Raw genomic sequence first — 15,638 nt, forward strand, 5'->3', positions numbered from 1 at the left:
TACATCAGTACAAAATTAAAACCGGAAAGTTGCTCTTAATGCTCCAACGACTAAAGTATCGTTAACAGCATTGTGATCGGGATTGAAAATGACGAATAAGCCTGGAGTTAGGGCGATATTATCACTCAGTTGGGCGCAGTAAAAAAGTTCTACGTGAATTGATGTGTCACTACGTCCACCTGCTGTTCCCCCATCAGAAAACTTGGGAAAATTGAAGCCATCGGGTAAAGTACTGGAAGTAATTTTGGGCTGTTGTCCGACGAGAACGCCCCCTAAATTTCCAGGACGCAGCAAATTGGGAAAGGCCGCGAACACCATCCAGTTTGTAGTTTCTACACTTCCAGGAAGGTTGAATGGTTTGGAAGAAGTAAAGCCACCCCAACCGCCCAATTGCAAGTTAGGGTTGATTCGCCAAGCAACGGTAGCGCCAATGGCTTGGGTATCAAAAGCTGTTGCATCTGCAAAAGGCGAAATCAGTTGCGAATCACCGATACCACTTCCTAATAAGCCATCTGGGGAGTGGGAATAAAGATAATGTACGCCGATATCGATATTATTGGTGGGTCCTAAACTTAACTGAGCGCCAGCAGTAAATCTACCGCCGAATAGTCCGCCCTGGTTGATATTGCCAGAAAAACTAGGGATTTCTGTACTATAAACGCCTTGCAAACTGATGCGATCGCTAATTTGCCAATCAAAGCCTATACCGCCAGTGCCGTTTCCAATACTTAAAATCGGGTTACGCTGACCAAATAGAGAAATTGCACCGTCGCTAGAACCTTCTAGAGGACTAATACCGCGAAAGGTGTTGATAGGGTTGACTCCCGCCGTACCTACGACAATTCCCAAGTTATCCGAGACGAGAAATCGATAAGATAAGTCACTAACAACTAGATTGTTATTTGTATTTGACTCGAAACCCAACCGCCCCATATTGGTAGATAGCAACGCTGCATTAGAACCTAAATTACCCGCAGACAACCCTGTTAACAGCAAATCTCGTCCTGTAAATGAAGTTGCTAAGGTTAGTTGGGTGCTACTTGTGAAAGTCAGATTGGTTTTTCCCTGACGTTCAGGGACTCCATCTCTAGGAAACAAATCCACATCAGGGCTATTGGTTCCCTGAACGCTAAAAACGGCTTGACCAAATAATCTGGTTGTTGTAGAAAACTGATTGGCTTGTAATTCAGTAGTCCGGTTTTCTACAGTCTCAACACGCTGCTGTAATTGCTGCAACTCTGCTTTGAATTCGCTTTGCAACCTTTGCAGCAGGATTAAATCTTCACTATTAACAGTATTAATTTTATTATTAGCGTAGGCGTAGCCCGCACTTCGGCTGCGCTCAGTGACCACCGCAGGCATCGCTTCGTTAATCTTCTCTAAACAAGCGTTTAAACCAGCCGCAAATTCATAACGGCTGATGGTGCGGTTTCCCAGATAATTCCCATCGTGGTATCCCGCAATGCAGCCATAGCGTTCTATTAGAGATTGCAAAGCATCAAAAGCCCAGTCGGAAGGTTGCACATCTTTAAGTTGTGACACCGATGTGACTTGAGACATTTGGTTGTCTGAGTCTGGAGGCTGAGAAAATAGAGAGAATTCTTCTGTGTTTTCCTGGTTCTGTACAACTTCTATTACAGGTTGAGTATTTTTTAACTCAGATAAATTAGGGGAATTTATAAATTGAATTTTTTCTCTGCTTTTTTTAAGTATATTTTCGTACTTATGCTTTATAGCGGATGAAGTAGTTATATCTGGCTGCACAAATTCAGGTGGTGTAATTTCAGCAGGCGAAACAACTTGAGATAAATTTTCTTGTGTTGACTGCTGCACCAGATTATCTGGCGTGATTACAGGCTGTTCTGGTAAATTAAGGACAGAGATTGGCGCTGTTGCTAGCACACCCGCCATCAGTAGACTCATATCACTCATGGTATTTCATTTGACTTGCACCAATACTTCTTTTGACAGAAAAAGTTAGTGTATATCAGGAAATTTTTGAAAAAAAGAGTGATAAAAGTTACTATTGTCTGGAGAAGCGATCGCAGTGTCGATGGAATCCTTTGCTAAATATCCTGCAAGTGCTTTTTCTGACTCACATGAACTTACCCCTTGCTGCTATCACCAAAGGTAAAAGAACTCTTCATGATTACTGGCCCGAGTGGATACCGATAGTCTGTGGATGTCTCCAGGGTCACAAACATTTCTGATACCCCTGCATCATAGAAATCAGCAGGCATCGCAAATTTTTCGACAATTTTACCCTGTGTATTAGCACGAAGCTGTCCGCATGGGATTTTTTCGCCCTCAACAACTGCCCAAAGTCGGTAAACACTTCCAACAGGCGGAGGGGGAACATTTTGAACCGCAATGACACCTGTTTGCTGTTCCAGATTCAGCACAAAACTGCCGCTTGCTGCTTCTGCTACATTCACACCCCTTAAGGGAAACAGGCGGGTTGCTTTTTGTTGCAGAAGTGTTTTGAGATTATCAGCTACCTGCAATTCTGTACGCAAGTGGTAGTTATCTATTCCCAAATACAAAATTAATAGTGCCGCGACACTGCCGATGATTTTGCGCCAGGAGAGACTATGGGGAAAAGCGCTGACTGGACGACGTTGGGATGTGGAAAGATTTTCAGTCTCTGCGTCCAATAAATTGCTAAGGATAGCTGCACGCAAATGCGGTGGCGGCTCAACAGCATTTAAACCATAAAGCACTTCATCTAATACTTGCTGTAACTGCTCTACTTCCACCGCCAAGGATGGATTTTCTGCGAGCATCTGCTGAAACTTAAGAGCTTCATCAGGAGCCAGTTCACCCACGATATAGCCTGCTGCTAACTGTTGTACATATTGAGAATTTTCTGGTGCAGTCATAGGTAACTAATCAATAGCATCAAGTAATATTTGTTTTAGCTTCAGCAGTCCTTGGCGCGTCCAAGTTTTCACTGTTCCTAATGGCACATTTAGTTGTTGAGCAATCTCCGACTGGCTAAGTCCAGCATCATAAGCCATCTCTATAACCTGACGTTGGTTGTCTAGCAGTTGGGTAAGGGCAGAGCGAACGGCAAGAGAGCGCTCTGTTAACTCAGCTTGCTCAACCGGAGTTGGAGAGAGGGTTTCGGCGGTGACTGTTTGCCCAAAGCGGTGCAAGAGATTAAGGATGCGACTCCGAGAGCGGATTTTATCTATTGCTCTTGAGCGCGTCATCGCTATCAGATAACGCAGGAAATGACTATGGTTGGAATTCACAGTCGCATTGCGCCACAAAGCCAGAAAAATCTCCTGTGTTAAATCCTCCGCTTCCTGCGGGTTTTGCAATACTTTCAGTGCAATTCCGTAGACAATTTTTCCATAGCGGTCATAAATAATACCTAACGCTCCAGGCTGTTTTGCTTTCAGGGCGTGGAGCAACTCTGTATCTGTCTGGTGCGGGGGAGAATGTGACTCCATGCTAGGGTATGAATATGCCTCGGTTAATATTAGGTATACCATTTGGTTGGCAATGGCAGAGGTTTTATTTCTATTTCTATAACGATTGATGAAAGCAATTGGATTTTAGATTTTAGATTTTAGATTTTGGATTGAGGTTAAATCCAAATTATCATCTTGTTCGTTATTGGAATAGAAGCGAACACTAACCCACACAATTATTTATTTCGGTCATGCTTGATTGAAGAGATAGAATGCCGTTCATAGCGTGTGAGTTTTTCTCAAATAAAAACCGCGCACACTATTTAATTGTATCTCTACTAAAACAGCCTTTATCACTCACATATTACCCACATGAAAACAAGTTGGGTAGGTTTTACCTACCTGCTTTCATTGCTTTATCCCAACAACTCTATTAACGAGGTAGAACTATGCAACGTTATATTCTCCCAATTTTATCAGCTTTGTTAATATCTCCTGTACTAGCAACCACTGCTCAAGCACAAATCCCAATCACATATAATTCAGTCGTGGTAAACAGTGGCAAAGCCAGTAAAATCAATCCTTTTAATCTGGCTTTTATGGCTGAACGCGGCTACTTGCAAAATGTAGGTATCAAGAGTGGGAATGCTTTGTTGAACGCGCATCAGTCGGGAATGGTAACAGCTAAAGATATTGTTCAAAGTGCAGTGAAGGTAAAGCTATTACCAGAGGAAACTCTATCCGACCAAGGGTATTTAAGCGCACTAGAAGCACAACTACAAGCCTTAGAAGCAGATTAGGAATTTGATCATGAGATTAGTCTTCCGCAAATATCACCGAATGATTGCACTTACAATCTGCTTACCACTAATTATCACCGCAGTTACAGGTATTGCCATGACAGTTGCGGATGAGTGGTTGCATCAAGCAAATTTAGTGGGATTTCTCCTCAAAATTCATACGTTTAAATTTTTGGGACTCTCAGCAATTTTACCCGTCTTCAACGGATTGGGATTGCTGAGTTTAATTGCCACCGGACTAAATATGACGGGTTTATTTTCTCAACGGCGTAAGTCATAACAAGTACTGAATAGCCAAAAATTGCCTCTTTTTATTTGTTGTATTTGTGCGTCGTCTGGTGCGATTCCTTAATAAATTTTGGGTCTACGGCTATATGAAATATATTTCTTACTTGCTTCTAGGACTGGTTTCTACAATTCTGGTAATTGTGTTTTCTTTGTCATCCTGTACCCCCAATCGACAATCTGTAATACCTACACCCCAGCCACAGGAAATTACCGCCAATAGCACAAATCCTACCGTCAAAATTCTCAATTTCAAATACCTACCGGAAAACCTCAATATAGCTGCTGGAGAGACCGTGCAGTTTGTCAACCAAGACGAAGAACCACATACAATTACCGCCAAAGATGGCTCTTTTGATTCTAAGGGACTGGATACTGCCCAAGTTTGGAAACACACCTTTACGCAGCCAGGAAGTTTCCCTTATTTGTGTTCTATTCATCCCTACATGCAAGGAAAAATTACTGTCAACACAAGTAAAAAGTAAAACAAATTTAACTTCAAATAGGAAAACAAAATGAGACGGAGAAAGTTTATTGAACACGTTGGCTGGACTGGTCTTGGTATTCTGTGGGTAGTGGGGGGAAATGGTTTACTTGAATCCTGTTCGGTTGGAGATTCGCAAGGTAAGAAATTGGCAAATTCTGCATCCTTATCATTTGTGCAAATTAGCGACACACATCTAGGTTTCAATAAGGAAGCTAACCCACACGTTACTACCAGTCTGCAACAAACCATCAACGCCATCAATTCACTACCCACACCACCAGCATTCATTGTTCATACTGGAGACATCACGCACCTTTCCAAACCGGAGGAATTTGACGCGGCAAAACAATTTCTTTCCCAATTGAAAGCACCACTGTTTACCCTCCCTGGCGAACATGACACTATCGGAGACAGGGGGAAAGCTTATGGAGAAGCATTCAGCCAAAAAGATAAAAGAGAAGGTTTGCAAATATGGGACTATAATGGCGTGCATTTGATTTCTCTAACCAATGTGCTGGAATTTGGGGAAACTGGCCAAGGGAAACTCGGTCAAGCGCAACTAGATGTACTTGAAAAAGACCTTGCAGCGCAGAAAGGAGACACGCCAATAGTTATTTTTAGTCATATTCCTTTGTATAATCTTTATCCTCAATGGGGTTGGGCAACCGCCGACTCAGGTAAAGTACTGTCGTTGTTATCCCGCTTTTCTTCTGTTACCGTCCTCAGTGGTCACATTCATCAAGTAATTCAACATAGCGAGGGTAACATTCAATTTAGTACGGCTGCATCTGTTGCCTATCCATTACCTGCGCCAGGAAAAGCTGAAAAACCAGGGCCAGTCAAGTTACCAGAAAAGGATTTACTGGCTGTGTTGGGTTTTCGCACACTAGAATTTATACCTGGTAATGATGTCAAAATTGACCAGCATTCTCTAGCTTAGAGTATTGGGGTATTGGAATAATCCCCGTGCCCAATACCCCAGATAGATTATTCTGGCTGGCTACAATACTTATTCATCTGATTGACTAACGTGTCTGACTGCTTGCCAACAGTTGTAGCTGTTGTCAGTGCTGAGTCAATTTCGGTTCTAGCCTTTTGGATTTTTTCTCTACCCGATTCTGAAGCTTCTGCTGTCTTGGTTGCACCAAGCGCTCTACCCGCTTTGGCGATCGCTTGACTAAGATTCTGAAAAATATTGACAAAACCGCTTTGAAATTCCTTCAGCTTGGGATCTTTTAAATTCAGTTCCTTAATCGATTTAGTCACAAATTCTAAATCTTTAGACAGTTGTATGCTGGTGATGACTTGCCTTCCTTTATTGTTATCAATTAGAGAAGTTCCGGCATTTACAACTCGAATCAGTCGCTGGCACTGAGAAACTTTATTTTCGCTGCAACTGGTAACGAACAAAGCGATACTCAGGCTAACAGGAGCAATAACAGTATTTTTAAATAAAACAGACATTAACACCCCAACTGCAATAAAATCCAGGATATAGTATCTAAATATTACGGGCAATGGGCAGAGAGAAGAGCAGATTAGTTTTTAAACTCTACTTCTCTCCCATGCGCCGATCTCAAATTACCAATCTATGGGCAAACATAACTGGTCTAAAGTAGCACCATCTTGCAAAAGTGGCTGAATATTGCTTGCGTAACTCTACCTAACCAATGTAGGTCATGGAAGGCAATTAACATCACCTGCACTGGTAACTTTAACAATACTTGCGCTATATTGCCCAGCTAACAACAAGTTTTCCTTTAAAGGTGCTGGTACGGGTAAGCCTTTCAGGGCTATACCAAAGCTGTGGGGCGGTAAGGTTAACAAAAAACTATTCATAGTAACTAGACAAACCAGCGAACGAAGCAGTAAAAAACTGGCTAAGGTTCCTCCTAATAAGTGAATAAGTGACCACTAATACCTCCAGCTACCGGAAAATTGATCATCTGGGCGGTAAAAATGAAGGCAGTGGTTAATCCCAGTATGGGCGCACGGCGGATACCAAAAGCTTTTTGCGATCGCTCGAAGGCAATAAAAAGTGCTGCTACACTGGCTAAACCAGTAGCCCCTGCCACCGGAACAGAAACAAATCCATCAGGAATATGCATGATCTACCCTGTATTTTTTAGATGTTTATTTACTCAATACCAGCAATAAACAAAGGCATTAAATTAATAACAAACAAAATTTTCACCTTTTTTACAATGCCCTCTTGGGGGATTTTATGCTGTTACTTTTGAGAGATTTACAATCCAATGGCTGCTAAATAGTATACTTAATTTACGCGAATATTAATTTTTGTTAATTTTATTTTTATGTATGTTGATAAATTCTTGTAAAAGTGCAAATCTATTGACTTTAATAAGCTAATATGTATTTAATCAGCACATTCTGAATGCCAAAAAGCTTGCTAGTATTGTGCTTTTTATCTATGAGACTGCTACACAAACATTTTGGATTTTGAATTGCTTTACGGCTTTTATGGTTGATAGTATAATCCCCATTTAAAGTAGGTTTCATTGATTTTAACTACATTTTTTCTGGCAACACAGCATTGCTATGACCTAAAATTATTTAACTATATAGCTAAATATCAAGAGAATTTAGCTGAATTCAATAATAACTCAGGATTCAGAATTCGATTAGTTCTTAATCTGTACTCATTACTTTTTTGTTGACCACCAATTTTAAAATTTGGTAAACTAGTATTTTTTAACTTATACATAGTTATTAACCAACTAATATTTTTAGATTATTAGATTAGTATAACTAATATACTAATCTAATAAGTCTTTACATAGTCTCGACCAACTGTATATTTGCTGACTTCGCAGGCTTAATGGTACAGTATTGATTAATTTTTGGGATAAAAAATTGTGTAAGCGTTGATACGTAACACAAAATAGTGGTTAAACTTAAAATCCAGTTGAAGAAGGCAGAAGGTTTAATTTACAAGGGGTTTGAATCCTTTCCTAAATGGGATGAAACTTAGCTAGCGCGTCACTAATGTTAAATAATCACAACGAGGGATTTGAGATTTTGATTTTTGTTCTTGGATTTTAGAACGAACTTAAATCTCAAACGTCAAATCTACAAATCCATTTGTATAAGGCCCGGCAATGAGAATCATTTTCAAAGGTGCATTTTATTTTTACAAAAAAATTATCTCGTTGCTACCTACATCTACTGACCCTTGTGTACAGATTGTAGATAATAGTTCTGCCTCACAACACAAGCACTGGTATAATTATTGGCAAGCTCGTCTCCCCCCTTCCTGGCTTCACCCTTTGCTGATTTTGATGTGGTTGCTCATCGGCATTAGCTTACGCCTAACCAACTTGACAGCAAAGTCTCCTTGGACTGATGAGTTTTCCACCTTGGTGTTTAGCTTGGGTAACAATTTTTTATCAGTACCCCTAGATCAAGCGATCGCACCTGATATGTTATTACAACCACTCCAACCAAACCCAGCAGCTAGTATTGGTGATGTGGTTCATAACTTAGCTACACAAGATAGTCACCCTCCACTGTATTTTGTGCTGGCTCACCTGTGGATGAAATTGTTTCCTAGCGAAGGCGGATTAGTATCGCTATTTGCAGCGCGATCGCTACCTGCTATATTCGGTGCTGCCTCAATACCGTGTGTTTACATATTAGGTAAAGTAGCATTTCGTTCGCGATTAGTGGGACAATTGGCTGCTGCCATGATCGCAGTATCACCCTACGCCGTATTTTTAGCACAAGAAGCACGTCATTACACTTTGGCAATCTTATGGGTGATTGGTTCGCTCACCTGCTTAGTAATTGCCACACGTCATATTCAAAACCGCACACCTTTACCTATATGGGTAGCACTTTCCTGGGTAGCAATTAATGCTTTAGGTATTGCTACTCATTATTTTTTCACCTTTACCCTCTACACAGAAGCCGTAGTTTTGATTTCTCTTGCTTGGCTTCAATTGCAAACTAGTAGCAAATTTTCTCTCCTCTTCTCTCCTCCCTGGCGGCGCATTTATGCCGTTGCGGTAGGTACTTTGGCGGCGGGTTTAATTTGGATACCAAGCTTGTTAGAGAATAAAGATCGTGGAATTTTAACCGAGTGGATTCGAGGTTCGCGCGTTGGACTAGATTGGTTAAGCCCAATTTTTCAAGCTTTAGGAACATTGATTGCAATGATTTCCCTGTTACCAGTTGAATCTTCTCAAGCTTTGGTGGTGATTCCTTCTGGAATAGTGATGCTGACTTTCTTTATTTGGGCAGTACCAATTTTGCTGCGTGGGATCAAAATTCAACTACAGCATCCAGAAAACCGGATTATGATTCAGGTGTTTATTGGAATTGCGATCAGTGCGATCGCTTTATTTTTGATCTTTACGTACTTTTTGGGTATTGACCTAACTAGAGGTGCTAGATATAACTTTGTTTACTATCCTGCGATCGTTGTCTCACTAGGTGCAAGTCTTGCAGTTTGTTGGCATCCTCCCCAAGAATTGATGGAAAGAGAACAAGGGAAAAATGGCATAGGAAGCATAGGTAAATGGGGAATAAACGGTAAAAAAGCCGTGATGTTAATTTGGCTAATGGGATTTTTTAGTGCAGTCACAGTAATCTGCAATCTCGGCTATCAAAAATATTATCGCCCTGACCTGTTTGTGCAACTCATCCAACAAGTATCCCCAGTACCAGTACTGATTGCCACTACTCACAAAAGTTATATACACACTGGGGAAATGATGGGGGTAGCTAGGGAGTTGAAACTTGCCAATTCGCCCCAAAATTCTTTGTTTCTCCTTGCCCATCAATATCAAGATCCGAATACTTCCACCATTGCTCTAGAAAATACCTTAAAGACGCTACCACGACCTTTTGATTTGTGGTCGGTAAACTTTCATGCCCCAGTAGCAGAAGCCGTCAAAACATGCGTCGCTGACACTACATCTTTGCCAAGCGTAGACGGCTACGAATACGAACTTTATCATTGTTAGCAGAGTTAATAAACTGGAGAGTGTTGAGCCTGAACAATTCAAATTGAAAGTCTCTCTCCTAGAAGGCTGCTGTGTACACACAAGTCGGAAAAACTTCATCCACCAAAGATTTGCGGTGCGTTACGCTGGCATGACAAAGCTAAATTGTTGCAATTATGGCGATGCCTACGCATTTGTTGTTTCGGCGAACTCATCTTAAAATTTTCTCAATATCTTGTGGGGTGGGCATCTTGCCCGCCCTGATTATGCAACTTGAATACCGATTAGCTTACAGGCAGAAAGTAGTATTGAGAAAGCACGTTAAGAAAGTACGCGACACTATTCCCCTTTTATCAGTTTTGAAAAACAATAATCTTGTTGCTAACAGGACAAAACTGTTATGAAAATTCTTTTAGTTGAAGATGAATATCGGATTGCAAAAGCACTTGCAGAAGTACTAATTGACCAAAATTATCTTGTTGATATTGCTAGCGATGGTCAAGCAGGATGGGAGTTTGCTAAAGCCTTTCCTTATGAGTTAATAGTGTTAGATTTGATGTTACCAAAGTTGGATGGTATAACTTTGTGTAGACAACTACGACAAGAAGGCTATTCTACACCTATTTTGTTACTAACTGCAAAAGACAGTAGCACAGACAAAGTAATCGGGTTAGACGCGGGAGCGGATGATTTTGTTGTCAAACCCTTTGATTTACAAGAACTAATGGCTCGGATTCGTGCTTTATTAAGGCGGGGAATTACTATTTTACCCCCTGTGTTTGAGTGGGAAAAATTGCGTTTAGATCCAAGTAGTTATGAAGTGACATACAATGAACAACTAGTACATCTGACTCCCAAAGAATATAGAATTTTAGAATTGTTTTTACGTCACAGTCATCAAGTGTTTAATCGCAACGAGATTCTGAAACATCTTTGGTCTTTTGAAGAGCCACCAGGAGAAGAAACAATCAAGGTTCATATTCGGAGTTTAAGACAAAAATTGAAATTTGCTGGAGCTAATGTTGATTTTATTGAGACAATATATGGTTTAGGTTATCGACTCAAACAAACTTTTTAAATTGATGCTTCAGGCTTTAGGCAGGCGGCTTTTATTTTCATATCTAGGTGTAATGGTAACAATTTGGGGGACTGCTACCACAATTGTTTATCATTTTTTATCTTATAATCTTTATCAAAAATTAGATAGTGAAATTATCACTTTAGCAAATGCAGCTGCTCATAACTTAATAGCAGCGCCAGTTGACAAAAAAGCAATTAATACTAAAATTCCTAGAATTTTAGATAATGATGATGATGGAGATTTAGATATTCCTTGGCAAGATTTACATGAAAATCATCAAGGAGTAGAATGGTTTGATACTAATGCTCGGCTATTGGCTAAGGCGGGAACCACTATTTCTCGAATGTCTTTTACTGCTAACTTTGACATCAGCCAACATCATAAAATTCGCAGTATTACTATTCCTGTTTATCTGCATAGTTTAACTGGAAGAAAAAAAAAGCTTCAAGGCTATGTGCGGGTAAGTGAATCTACAGAAGAATTAGAAGAAGAACTAGACAGAGTTTTATGGGGATTTGAGTTAGGAGGATTGATTGTAATAATTCTTAGCGGCTTAGGTGGTTGGTGGCTAACAAGACAATCTTTACAGCCAATTGAGCAAAGTATCCAGCAATTAAAACAGTTTACTGCCGATGCTTCCCACGAGTTGCGTAGTCCTTTAACAATTATTAAAACTTCGGTTGAAGTGATTATGAATTATCCAGACAGAATTCATCCAGCTAATTTAAATAAATTGGAAGCAATATCATCTGCAAGTAATCAAATGACTCGATTAGTAGAAGATTTACTTTTATTAGCTCGAACTGATGCAGTTACGAGTCCTAAAATGATTGCATGGATCAGTATTCCTTTAGATGAATTATTAGAGGATTTGGTAGAGTTTTTGGAACCGCAAGCAGTATCTAAGGAAATTACTCTCAAGTCAGAAATATCAACCGAAGTTTTTATCAAAGGTGAAGCTATTCAACTAAAGCGATTATTTTCTAATCTGTTGCAAAATGCCTTGCACTATACACCTAAAGGAGGGACTGTCATAGTTTCTCTGGTGAAACTTGAGCGGTTTGTAGCCATAGATGTTCAAGATACTGGTATTGGTATTGCTCCAGAACACATTCCGTTAATTTTTAATCGCTTTTGGAGGGCAGATCAAGCTCGAAATCAGCGAGAGGGAGGCTTAGGTTTAGGATTAGCTATTGCATTAGCGATCGCTAGAACTCATGGAGGAGATATTACCATCACCAGTGAAATCGGTGTTGGTAGCTGCTTTCAGGTACGTTTGCCATTAGCTTCTTAGTTTAATTATTAGGATTTTGCCGAGTTTTTTTACCAAATAAACCAGACATATTTAATCCTGTCACCAACAATCCCAAAAGTCCTAATCCATTCAAAATTGGGTAAATTCCTTGCAGATGAAAAATTTCGCCTGTATGGATACTCAAGAGGAAGCTAGCTGGAACTCCTATACCAATAGACCACTCGCGGACAAAGGTTGTTAATATCCCAGTCAGCACGGTTAACATCAGTGGCACAGATAGGATGATGCCAAGGATACGATGATACTTACGAAATGAACGTTTCATGGTATTTTTCCGGTAGTAGAAACTTTTTCCCAATACAATGTAGGCTCAATATCACCTGAAATGCAAATGAGATGAGAAAAATCGAGTCTTGATAGACTCTGTTCTTAAGGTAAAGCATGACAAGTAAAAAACTCGGAAAGAGAAAATATTGGTTCTTTCCGAGTTTTTTACCTTGATAGCTTTAATATTTAAATGACAAAAATATTGGTTCTTTCCGAGTTTTTTACCTTGATAGCTTTAATATTTTTGTTCATAGTCAGCGTAAAATATGAACGCTAGTACAAGTCGGCGGAAATAAACCTACTATTTCAAGCCAAAAAGCCCAAAATGAAAGACTTTTGATTTCCGCTTTGCGGTACTAGTCTACACACACGAGTTTTGATGAGGAGTTTAGAATGAATCGTTTTAATCCAGTACTGATAGTTGCTGCAATCAGCATGATGACTTTGGTTGGATGCAATAAGGGTGACGAACCTACTGCACAGACACCACCTGCCGGGAGTTCTATCTCAGATACAACAGCCACTCCCTCTGCGACAACCACCCCTGATGCAGCAGCCATTCCCTCTGCGACAACCTCCCCTAGTGCAGCAGCTATTCCTGCTAAAACAACTGAATTTCAAGGTCTACAAGGTGTTGTTACCAATACTAAGACCGCAGTTGAGGCGGGAAATTTTACCAAAGCTAAAGGGGAATTTGATAAATTTGAAGATTTCTGGTCAAAGGTTGAGGATGGAGTTAAAGCTAAATCTCCCACTACCTACAAAGAAATTGAAGATAAATCCGATGAGGTTAAGGCAGGACTGAAAACCTCTGCACCAAATAAATCGAAATTGTTAACAGCTTTAGGTGTTCTTAACAAGGATGTCACTAGTGTTGCCAAGCCTTAAGAGCTAAATACATAGACTGAGTATTTGTTGGCTAGTTTGCTAGTAGTACGTCAAGTTGAAATTGATGGATAAGCAAGTTTGTAGTAAGCACTTTAGTCCTTATTTTCTAAGCAATAAAGTGCTTACTACAAACCTTCAAAATTAACTTAGACATTGTACTAGTCCTGATTAATTTTTTGTGTGAGAAATAAAAATGTTAAAAGTAAAAGTTCTCTGGAGTTTTCTTCAGCAGGCTCCATTCGTTGTGCTTGTTGCTTCATTTGTTGGTTATGGTGGGCTGGCAATAGCATCTCCTGCAAATAATACTACATCAAAACTTGAAAATAACCAAATAGAGCAATCTCTAGAGTCTCCGGCAACTGCTGATGTTGTCGCGCAAGTTACTTCTGTATCTCAATTATCAGATGTGCAGCCAACTGATTGGGCATTTCAAGCGCTGCAATCATTAGTAGAACGTTACGGCTGTATTGCTGGATATCCTAATAGTACATATCGCGGTAATCGAGCGATGACGCGATATGAATTTGCGGCGGGTTTGAATGCCTGTCTACAACGCGTTAATGAACTGATTGCTACCTCAACTAATGATTTGGTTAAGAAACAAGATTTAGCCACATTACAAAAATTGCAAGAGGAATTTACCGCCGAACTAGCAACCCTGCGCGGTCGAGTTGATGCGGTGGAAACACGCAGTGCCGAACTGGAACAGCATCAGTTTTCTACCACTACCAAACTCAATGGTGAAGCGATTTTTGCAGTAGCAGGGGTTGTGTCAGGAGATAATGCTAGAGGAGGAAAAATCAATCGTAATCCTATTTTAGGCGATCGCGTCCGCCTCAACTTTGATACCAGCTTTACAGGCAAAGATTTACTCAGAACCCGGCTGCAAGCCACAAATCTGAATGCCTACTCTGCAAATTCTACATTTACGCCAGAAGGCGACTTCCGGTTTGCTGGTGGTACTTTTGATAATGGTAACAACAATGCTGTTGGGGTAGATGCGCTGTTGTATCAGTTTCCTCTCACTCAGAAAACAAATGTCGTCGTTGAAGCAAATGCAGGTGCAATCGATGATTTTACTAATACTGTTAACCCTTACTTAGATGGAGATGGTGGTAGCGGCGCTTTTACTCAGTTTGGCACTCGCAACCCTATTTACTATCTAGTTAATGGTACTGGTTTAGGAATTCAGCATCAGTTTAGCAAGAATCTAGAACTAAGTTTGGGGTATTTAGCTAACGATCCTGCTAATCCTCAAAATCAAAGTGGTTTATTCAACGGCGCTTATGGAGCTATAGCCCAGTTAACGGTCAAACCGACTGATAAATTCACCCTTGGTTTAACTTACGTTAATTCTTACAACAATGATTTCACTGCCAATGGTAGTACAGGCAGCAACCGTGCTAACCTGCGTTCGGCTTTACTGAATAATCCCAATTTACCAGATGATTTAGCTGCATTTTCTGGTGCCGATTTGCCAGTATCCAGTAATGCTTATGGTGCAGAAGCATCATTACAACTAAGTGATAAATTTATTTTGGGTGGCTGGGCTGGTTACACTAACACTCGGATCTTAGCAAGCAATGGAAGTGGAATTAATCGGGGAAGTCTTGATATCTGGAACTGGGCGGTTACTTTAGGATTCCCCGACCTTGGTAAAAAAGGGAATCTAGCTGGTATTGTGGTTGGTATGGAACCTTATGTGACAAGTTCCAGTGTTGCCCAAATTGGCAAAGACAAGAACAATTCCTATCATCTAGAAGCGTTCTACCAGTATAAGGTGAGCGACAATATTACCATTACTCCCGGAGTTATTTGGTTGACTTCGCCGGATAACAACAGCAATAACAATGATGCTGTCATTGGTGCATTGAGAACTACTTTTACTTTCTAAAGGTCATAAGGGATTTACAGTTAAAAAACATCCCCTTGTAGGGGCGGACAGATGTGCCGCCCCTACTCTGTATCATAAGTATGTTTCGGTCAGATGCCCAATACCCCATACTTCGGCTACGCTCAGTACAAGTGACCAATCCCTAATGCCCCAATCCAGATGCATCTTATGGAAGTTCCTCAAAAATCGATATCCATAGGAGACTAGAGAAAGAAGAACAAAATATATGTGATACGTTTTC

Annotated in this window: 15 protein-coding genes and 2 pseudogenes; 9 read left to right on the forward strand and 8 right to left on the reverse strand. The window is 40.4% G+C overall.

Translation table 11 applies throughout. The annotated features are described in order from the left end of the window. Positions 1 to 15: 15 nt before the first annotated feature. The 3 genes from FBB35_RS05645 to FBB35_RS05655 all read right to left on the reverse strand — a co-directional run bounded on the left by FBB35_RS05645 (position 16) and on the right by FBB35_RS05655 (position 3,497). Positions 16 to 1,932, reverse strand: a complete 1,917-nt coding sequence (locus tag FBB35_RS05645; RefSeq protein WP_174708846.1) for an iron uptake porin — start codon at positions 1,930 to 1,932, stop codon at positions 16 to 18. A 173-nt stretch (positions 1,933 to 2,105) separates the two neighbouring features. Beyond that, positions 2,106 to 2,879, reverse strand: a complete 774-nt coding sequence (locus FBB35_RS05650; protein WP_174708847.1) for an anti-sigma factor — start codon at positions 2,877 to 2,879, stop codon at positions 2,106 to 2,108. Positions 2,880 to 2,885: 6 nt separating this feature from the next. Beyond that, positions 2,886 to 3,497 (reverse strand): sigma-70 family RNA polymerase sigma factor, encoded by a 612-nt coding sequence (locus FBB35_RS05655; RefSeq protein ID WP_254625829.1) that lies wholly within the window; start codon positions 3,495 to 3,497, stop codon positions 2,886 to 2,888. Between the two features lie 368 nt (positions 3,498 to 3,865). On the opposite strand from FBB35_RS05655, the gene FBB35_RS05660 reads away from it, so the two are divergent. From FBB35_RS05660 to FBB35_RS05675, 4 genes are all read left to right on the forward strand, one after another. Further along, positions 3,866 to 4,216, forward strand: a complete 351-nt coding sequence (locus tag FBB35_RS05660; RefSeq protein ID WP_174708848.1) for a hypothetical protein — start codon at positions 3,866 to 3,868, stop codon at positions 4,214 to 4,216. 10 nt (positions 4,217 to 4,226) lie between these two features. After that, positions 4,227 to 4,496: a peptidase gene (locus FBB35_RS05665; RefSeq protein ID WP_174708849.1), complete on the forward strand. Its 270-nt coding sequence runs from the start codon at positions 4,227 to 4,229 to the stop codon at positions 4,494 to 4,496. A gap of 94 nt (positions 4,497 to 4,590) precedes the next feature. Then, entirely contained in the window at positions 4,591 to 4,986 is a 396-nt protein-coding gene (locus FBB35_RS05670) for a cupredoxin family copper-binding protein (RefSeq protein WP_174708850.1), read from the forward strand. Positions 4,987 to 5,016: 30 nt separating this feature from the next. Continuing rightward, positions 5,017 to 5,928, forward strand: coding sequence for a metallophosphoesterase (locus FBB35_RS05675; protein ID WP_174708851.1), 912 nt, complete (start codon positions 5,017 to 5,019; stop codon positions 5,926 to 5,928). A gap of 47 nt (positions 5,929 to 5,975) precedes the next feature. On the opposite strand, the gene FBB35_RS05680 is transcribed toward FBB35_RS05675, so the two are convergent. The 4 genes and pseudogenes from FBB35_RS05680 to FBB35_RS05690 all read right to left on the reverse strand — a co-directional run. After that, positions 5,976 to 6,452 carry a hypothetical protein gene (locus tag FBB35_RS05680; protein WP_174708852.1) on the reverse strand — a complete coding sequence of 159 codons (477 nt, stop codon included), beginning with the start codon at positions 6,450 to 6,452 and terminating at the stop codon, positions 5,976 to 5,978. 117 nt (positions 6,453 to 6,569) lie between these two features. After that, a pseudogene (locus FBB35_RS34320) lies at positions 6,570 to 6,724 on the reverse strand (ABC transporter ATP-binding protein); the annotation flags it as partial. After that, positions 6,666 to 6,827, reverse strand: coding sequence for a hypothetical protein (locus FBB35_RS05685; RefSeq protein WP_254626022.1), 162 nt, complete (start codon positions 6,825 to 6,827; stop codon positions 6,666 to 6,668). The pseudogene FBB35_RS34320 and the gene FBB35_RS05685, both read right to left, overlap by 59 nt. Positions 6,828 to 6,854: 27 nt before the next feature. Further along, positions 6,855 to 7,096, reverse strand: a pseudogene (locus tag FBB35_RS05690) (energy-coupling factor ABC transporter permease); the annotation flags it as partial. A gap of 1,011 nt (positions 7,097 to 8,107) precedes the next feature. Here FBB35_RS05690 and FBB35_RS05695 point away from each other — a divergent pair. From FBB35_RS05695 to FBB35_RS05705, 3 genes are all read left to right on the forward strand, one after another. Next, the gene (locus FBB35_RS05695) at positions 8,108 to 9,973 is read left to right on the forward strand and encodes a glycosyltransferase (RefSeq protein ID WP_254625830.1); all 1,866 of its coding nucleotides are present in this window, start codon (positions 8,108 to 8,110) and stop codon (positions 9,971 to 9,973) included. A gap of 379 nt (positions 9,974 to 10,352) precedes the next feature. Then, complete coding sequence (locus tag FBB35_RS05700; protein ID WP_174708853.1) at positions 10,353 to 11,030, forward strand: response regulator transcription factor; 678 nt, start codon at positions 10,353 to 10,355, stop codon at positions 11,028 to 11,030. A 52-nt stretch (positions 11,031 to 11,082) separates the two neighbouring features. After that, the gene (locus tag FBB35_RS05705; protein WP_217481690.1) at positions 11,083 to 12,327 is read left to right on the forward strand and encodes a cell wall metabolism sensor histidine kinase WalK; all 1,245 of its coding nucleotides are present in this window, start codon (positions 11,083 to 11,085) and stop codon (positions 12,325 to 12,327) included. A 1-nt stretch (position 12,328) separates the two neighbouring features. Here the strand turns inward: FBB35_RS05705 and FBB35_RS05710 are convergent, their stop codons facing one another. Beyond that, the gene (locus FBB35_RS05710) at positions 12,329 to 12,613 is read right to left on the reverse strand and encodes a peptidase (RefSeq protein ID WP_174708855.1); all 285 of its coding nucleotides are present in this window, start codon (positions 12,611 to 12,613) and stop codon (positions 12,329 to 12,331) included. Positions 12,614 to 13,008: 395 nt separating this feature from the next. Between FBB35_RS05710 and FBB35_RS05715 the strand changes: the two genes are divergently transcribed. Together FBB35_RS05715 and FBB35_RS05720 are read left to right on the forward strand one after the other, a co-directional pair. Then, positions 13,009 to 13,503 (forward strand): DUF4363 domain-containing protein, encoded by a 495-nt coding sequence (locus tag FBB35_RS05715; protein WP_174708856.1) that lies wholly within the window; start codon positions 13,009 to 13,011, stop codon positions 13,501 to 13,503. Between the two features lie 193 nt (positions 13,504 to 13,696). Next, positions 13,697 to 15,397, forward strand: coding sequence for an iron uptake porin (locus FBB35_RS05720; RefSeq protein WP_174708857.1), 1,701 nt, complete (start codon positions 13,697 to 13,699; stop codon positions 15,395 to 15,397). The last annotated feature ends 241 nt before the right edge of the window (positions 15,398 to 15,638 follow it).

The sequence above is a fragment of the Nostoc sp. TCL240-02 genome (assembly GCF_013343235.1).
Classification (GTDB): Bacteria; Cyanobacteriota; Cyanobacteriia; order Cyanobacteriales; family Nostocaceae; genus Nostoc.

Excerpts from the sequence above, each read along its gene's own strand:
- FBB35_RS05645 (WP_174708846.1), bottom strand. The coding sequence starts at position 1,932 with ATGAGTGATATGAGTCTACTGATGGCGGGTGTGCTAGCAACAGCGCCA.
- FBB35_RS05650 (WP_174708847.1), bottom strand. The coding sequence starts at position 2,879 with ATGACTGCACCAGAAAATTCTCAATATGTACAACAGTTAGCAGCAGGC.
- FBB35_RS05655 (WP_254625829.1), bottom strand. The coding sequence starts at position 3,497 with ATGGTATACCTAATATTAACCGAGGCATATTCATACCCTAGCATGGAG.
- FBB35_RS05660 (WP_174708848.1), top strand. The coding sequence starts at position 3,866 with ATGCAACGTTATATTCTCCCAATTTTATCAGCTTTGTTAATATCTCCT.
- FBB35_RS05665 (WP_174708849.1), top strand. The coding sequence starts at position 4,227 with ATGAGATTAGTCTTCCGCAAATATCACCGAATGATTGCACTTACAATC.
- FBB35_RS05670 (WP_174708850.1), top strand. The coding sequence starts at position 4,591 with ATGAAATATATTTCTTACTTGCTTCTAGGACTGGTTTCTACAATTCTG.
- FBB35_RS05675 (WP_174708851.1), top strand. The coding sequence starts at position 5,017 with ATGAGACGGAGAAAGTTTATTGAACACGTTGGCTGGACTGGTCTTGGT.
- FBB35_RS05680 (WP_174708852.1), bottom strand. The coding sequence starts at position 6,452 with ATGTCTGTTTTATTTAAAAATACTGTTATTGCTCCTGTTAGCCTGAGT.
- FBB35_RS05685 (WP_254626022.1), bottom strand. The coding sequence starts at position 6,827 with ATGAATAGTTTTTTGTTAACCTTACCGCCCCACAGCTTTGGTATAGCC.
- FBB35_RS05695 (WP_254625830.1), top strand. The coding sequence starts at position 8,108 with ATGAGAATCATTTTCAAAGGTGCATTTTATTTTTACAAAAAAATTATC.
- FBB35_RS05700 (WP_174708853.1), top strand. The coding sequence starts at position 10,353 with ATGAAAATTCTTTTAGTTGAAGATGAATATCGGATTGCAAAAGCACTT.
- FBB35_RS05705 (WP_217481690.1), top strand. The coding sequence starts at position 11,083 with ATGGTAACAATTTGGGGGACTGCTACCACAATTGTTTATCATTTTTTA.
- FBB35_RS05710 (WP_174708855.1), bottom strand. The coding sequence starts at position 12,613 with ATGAAACGTTCATTTCGTAAGTATCATCGTATCCTTGGCATCATCCTA.
- FBB35_RS05715 (WP_174708856.1), top strand. The coding sequence starts at position 13,009 with ATGAATCGTTTTAATCCAGTACTGATAGTTGCTGCAATCAGCATGATG.
- FBB35_RS05720 (WP_174708857.1), top strand. The coding sequence starts at position 13,697 with ATGTTAAAAGTAAAAGTTCTCTGGAGTTTTCTTCAGCAGGCTCCATTC.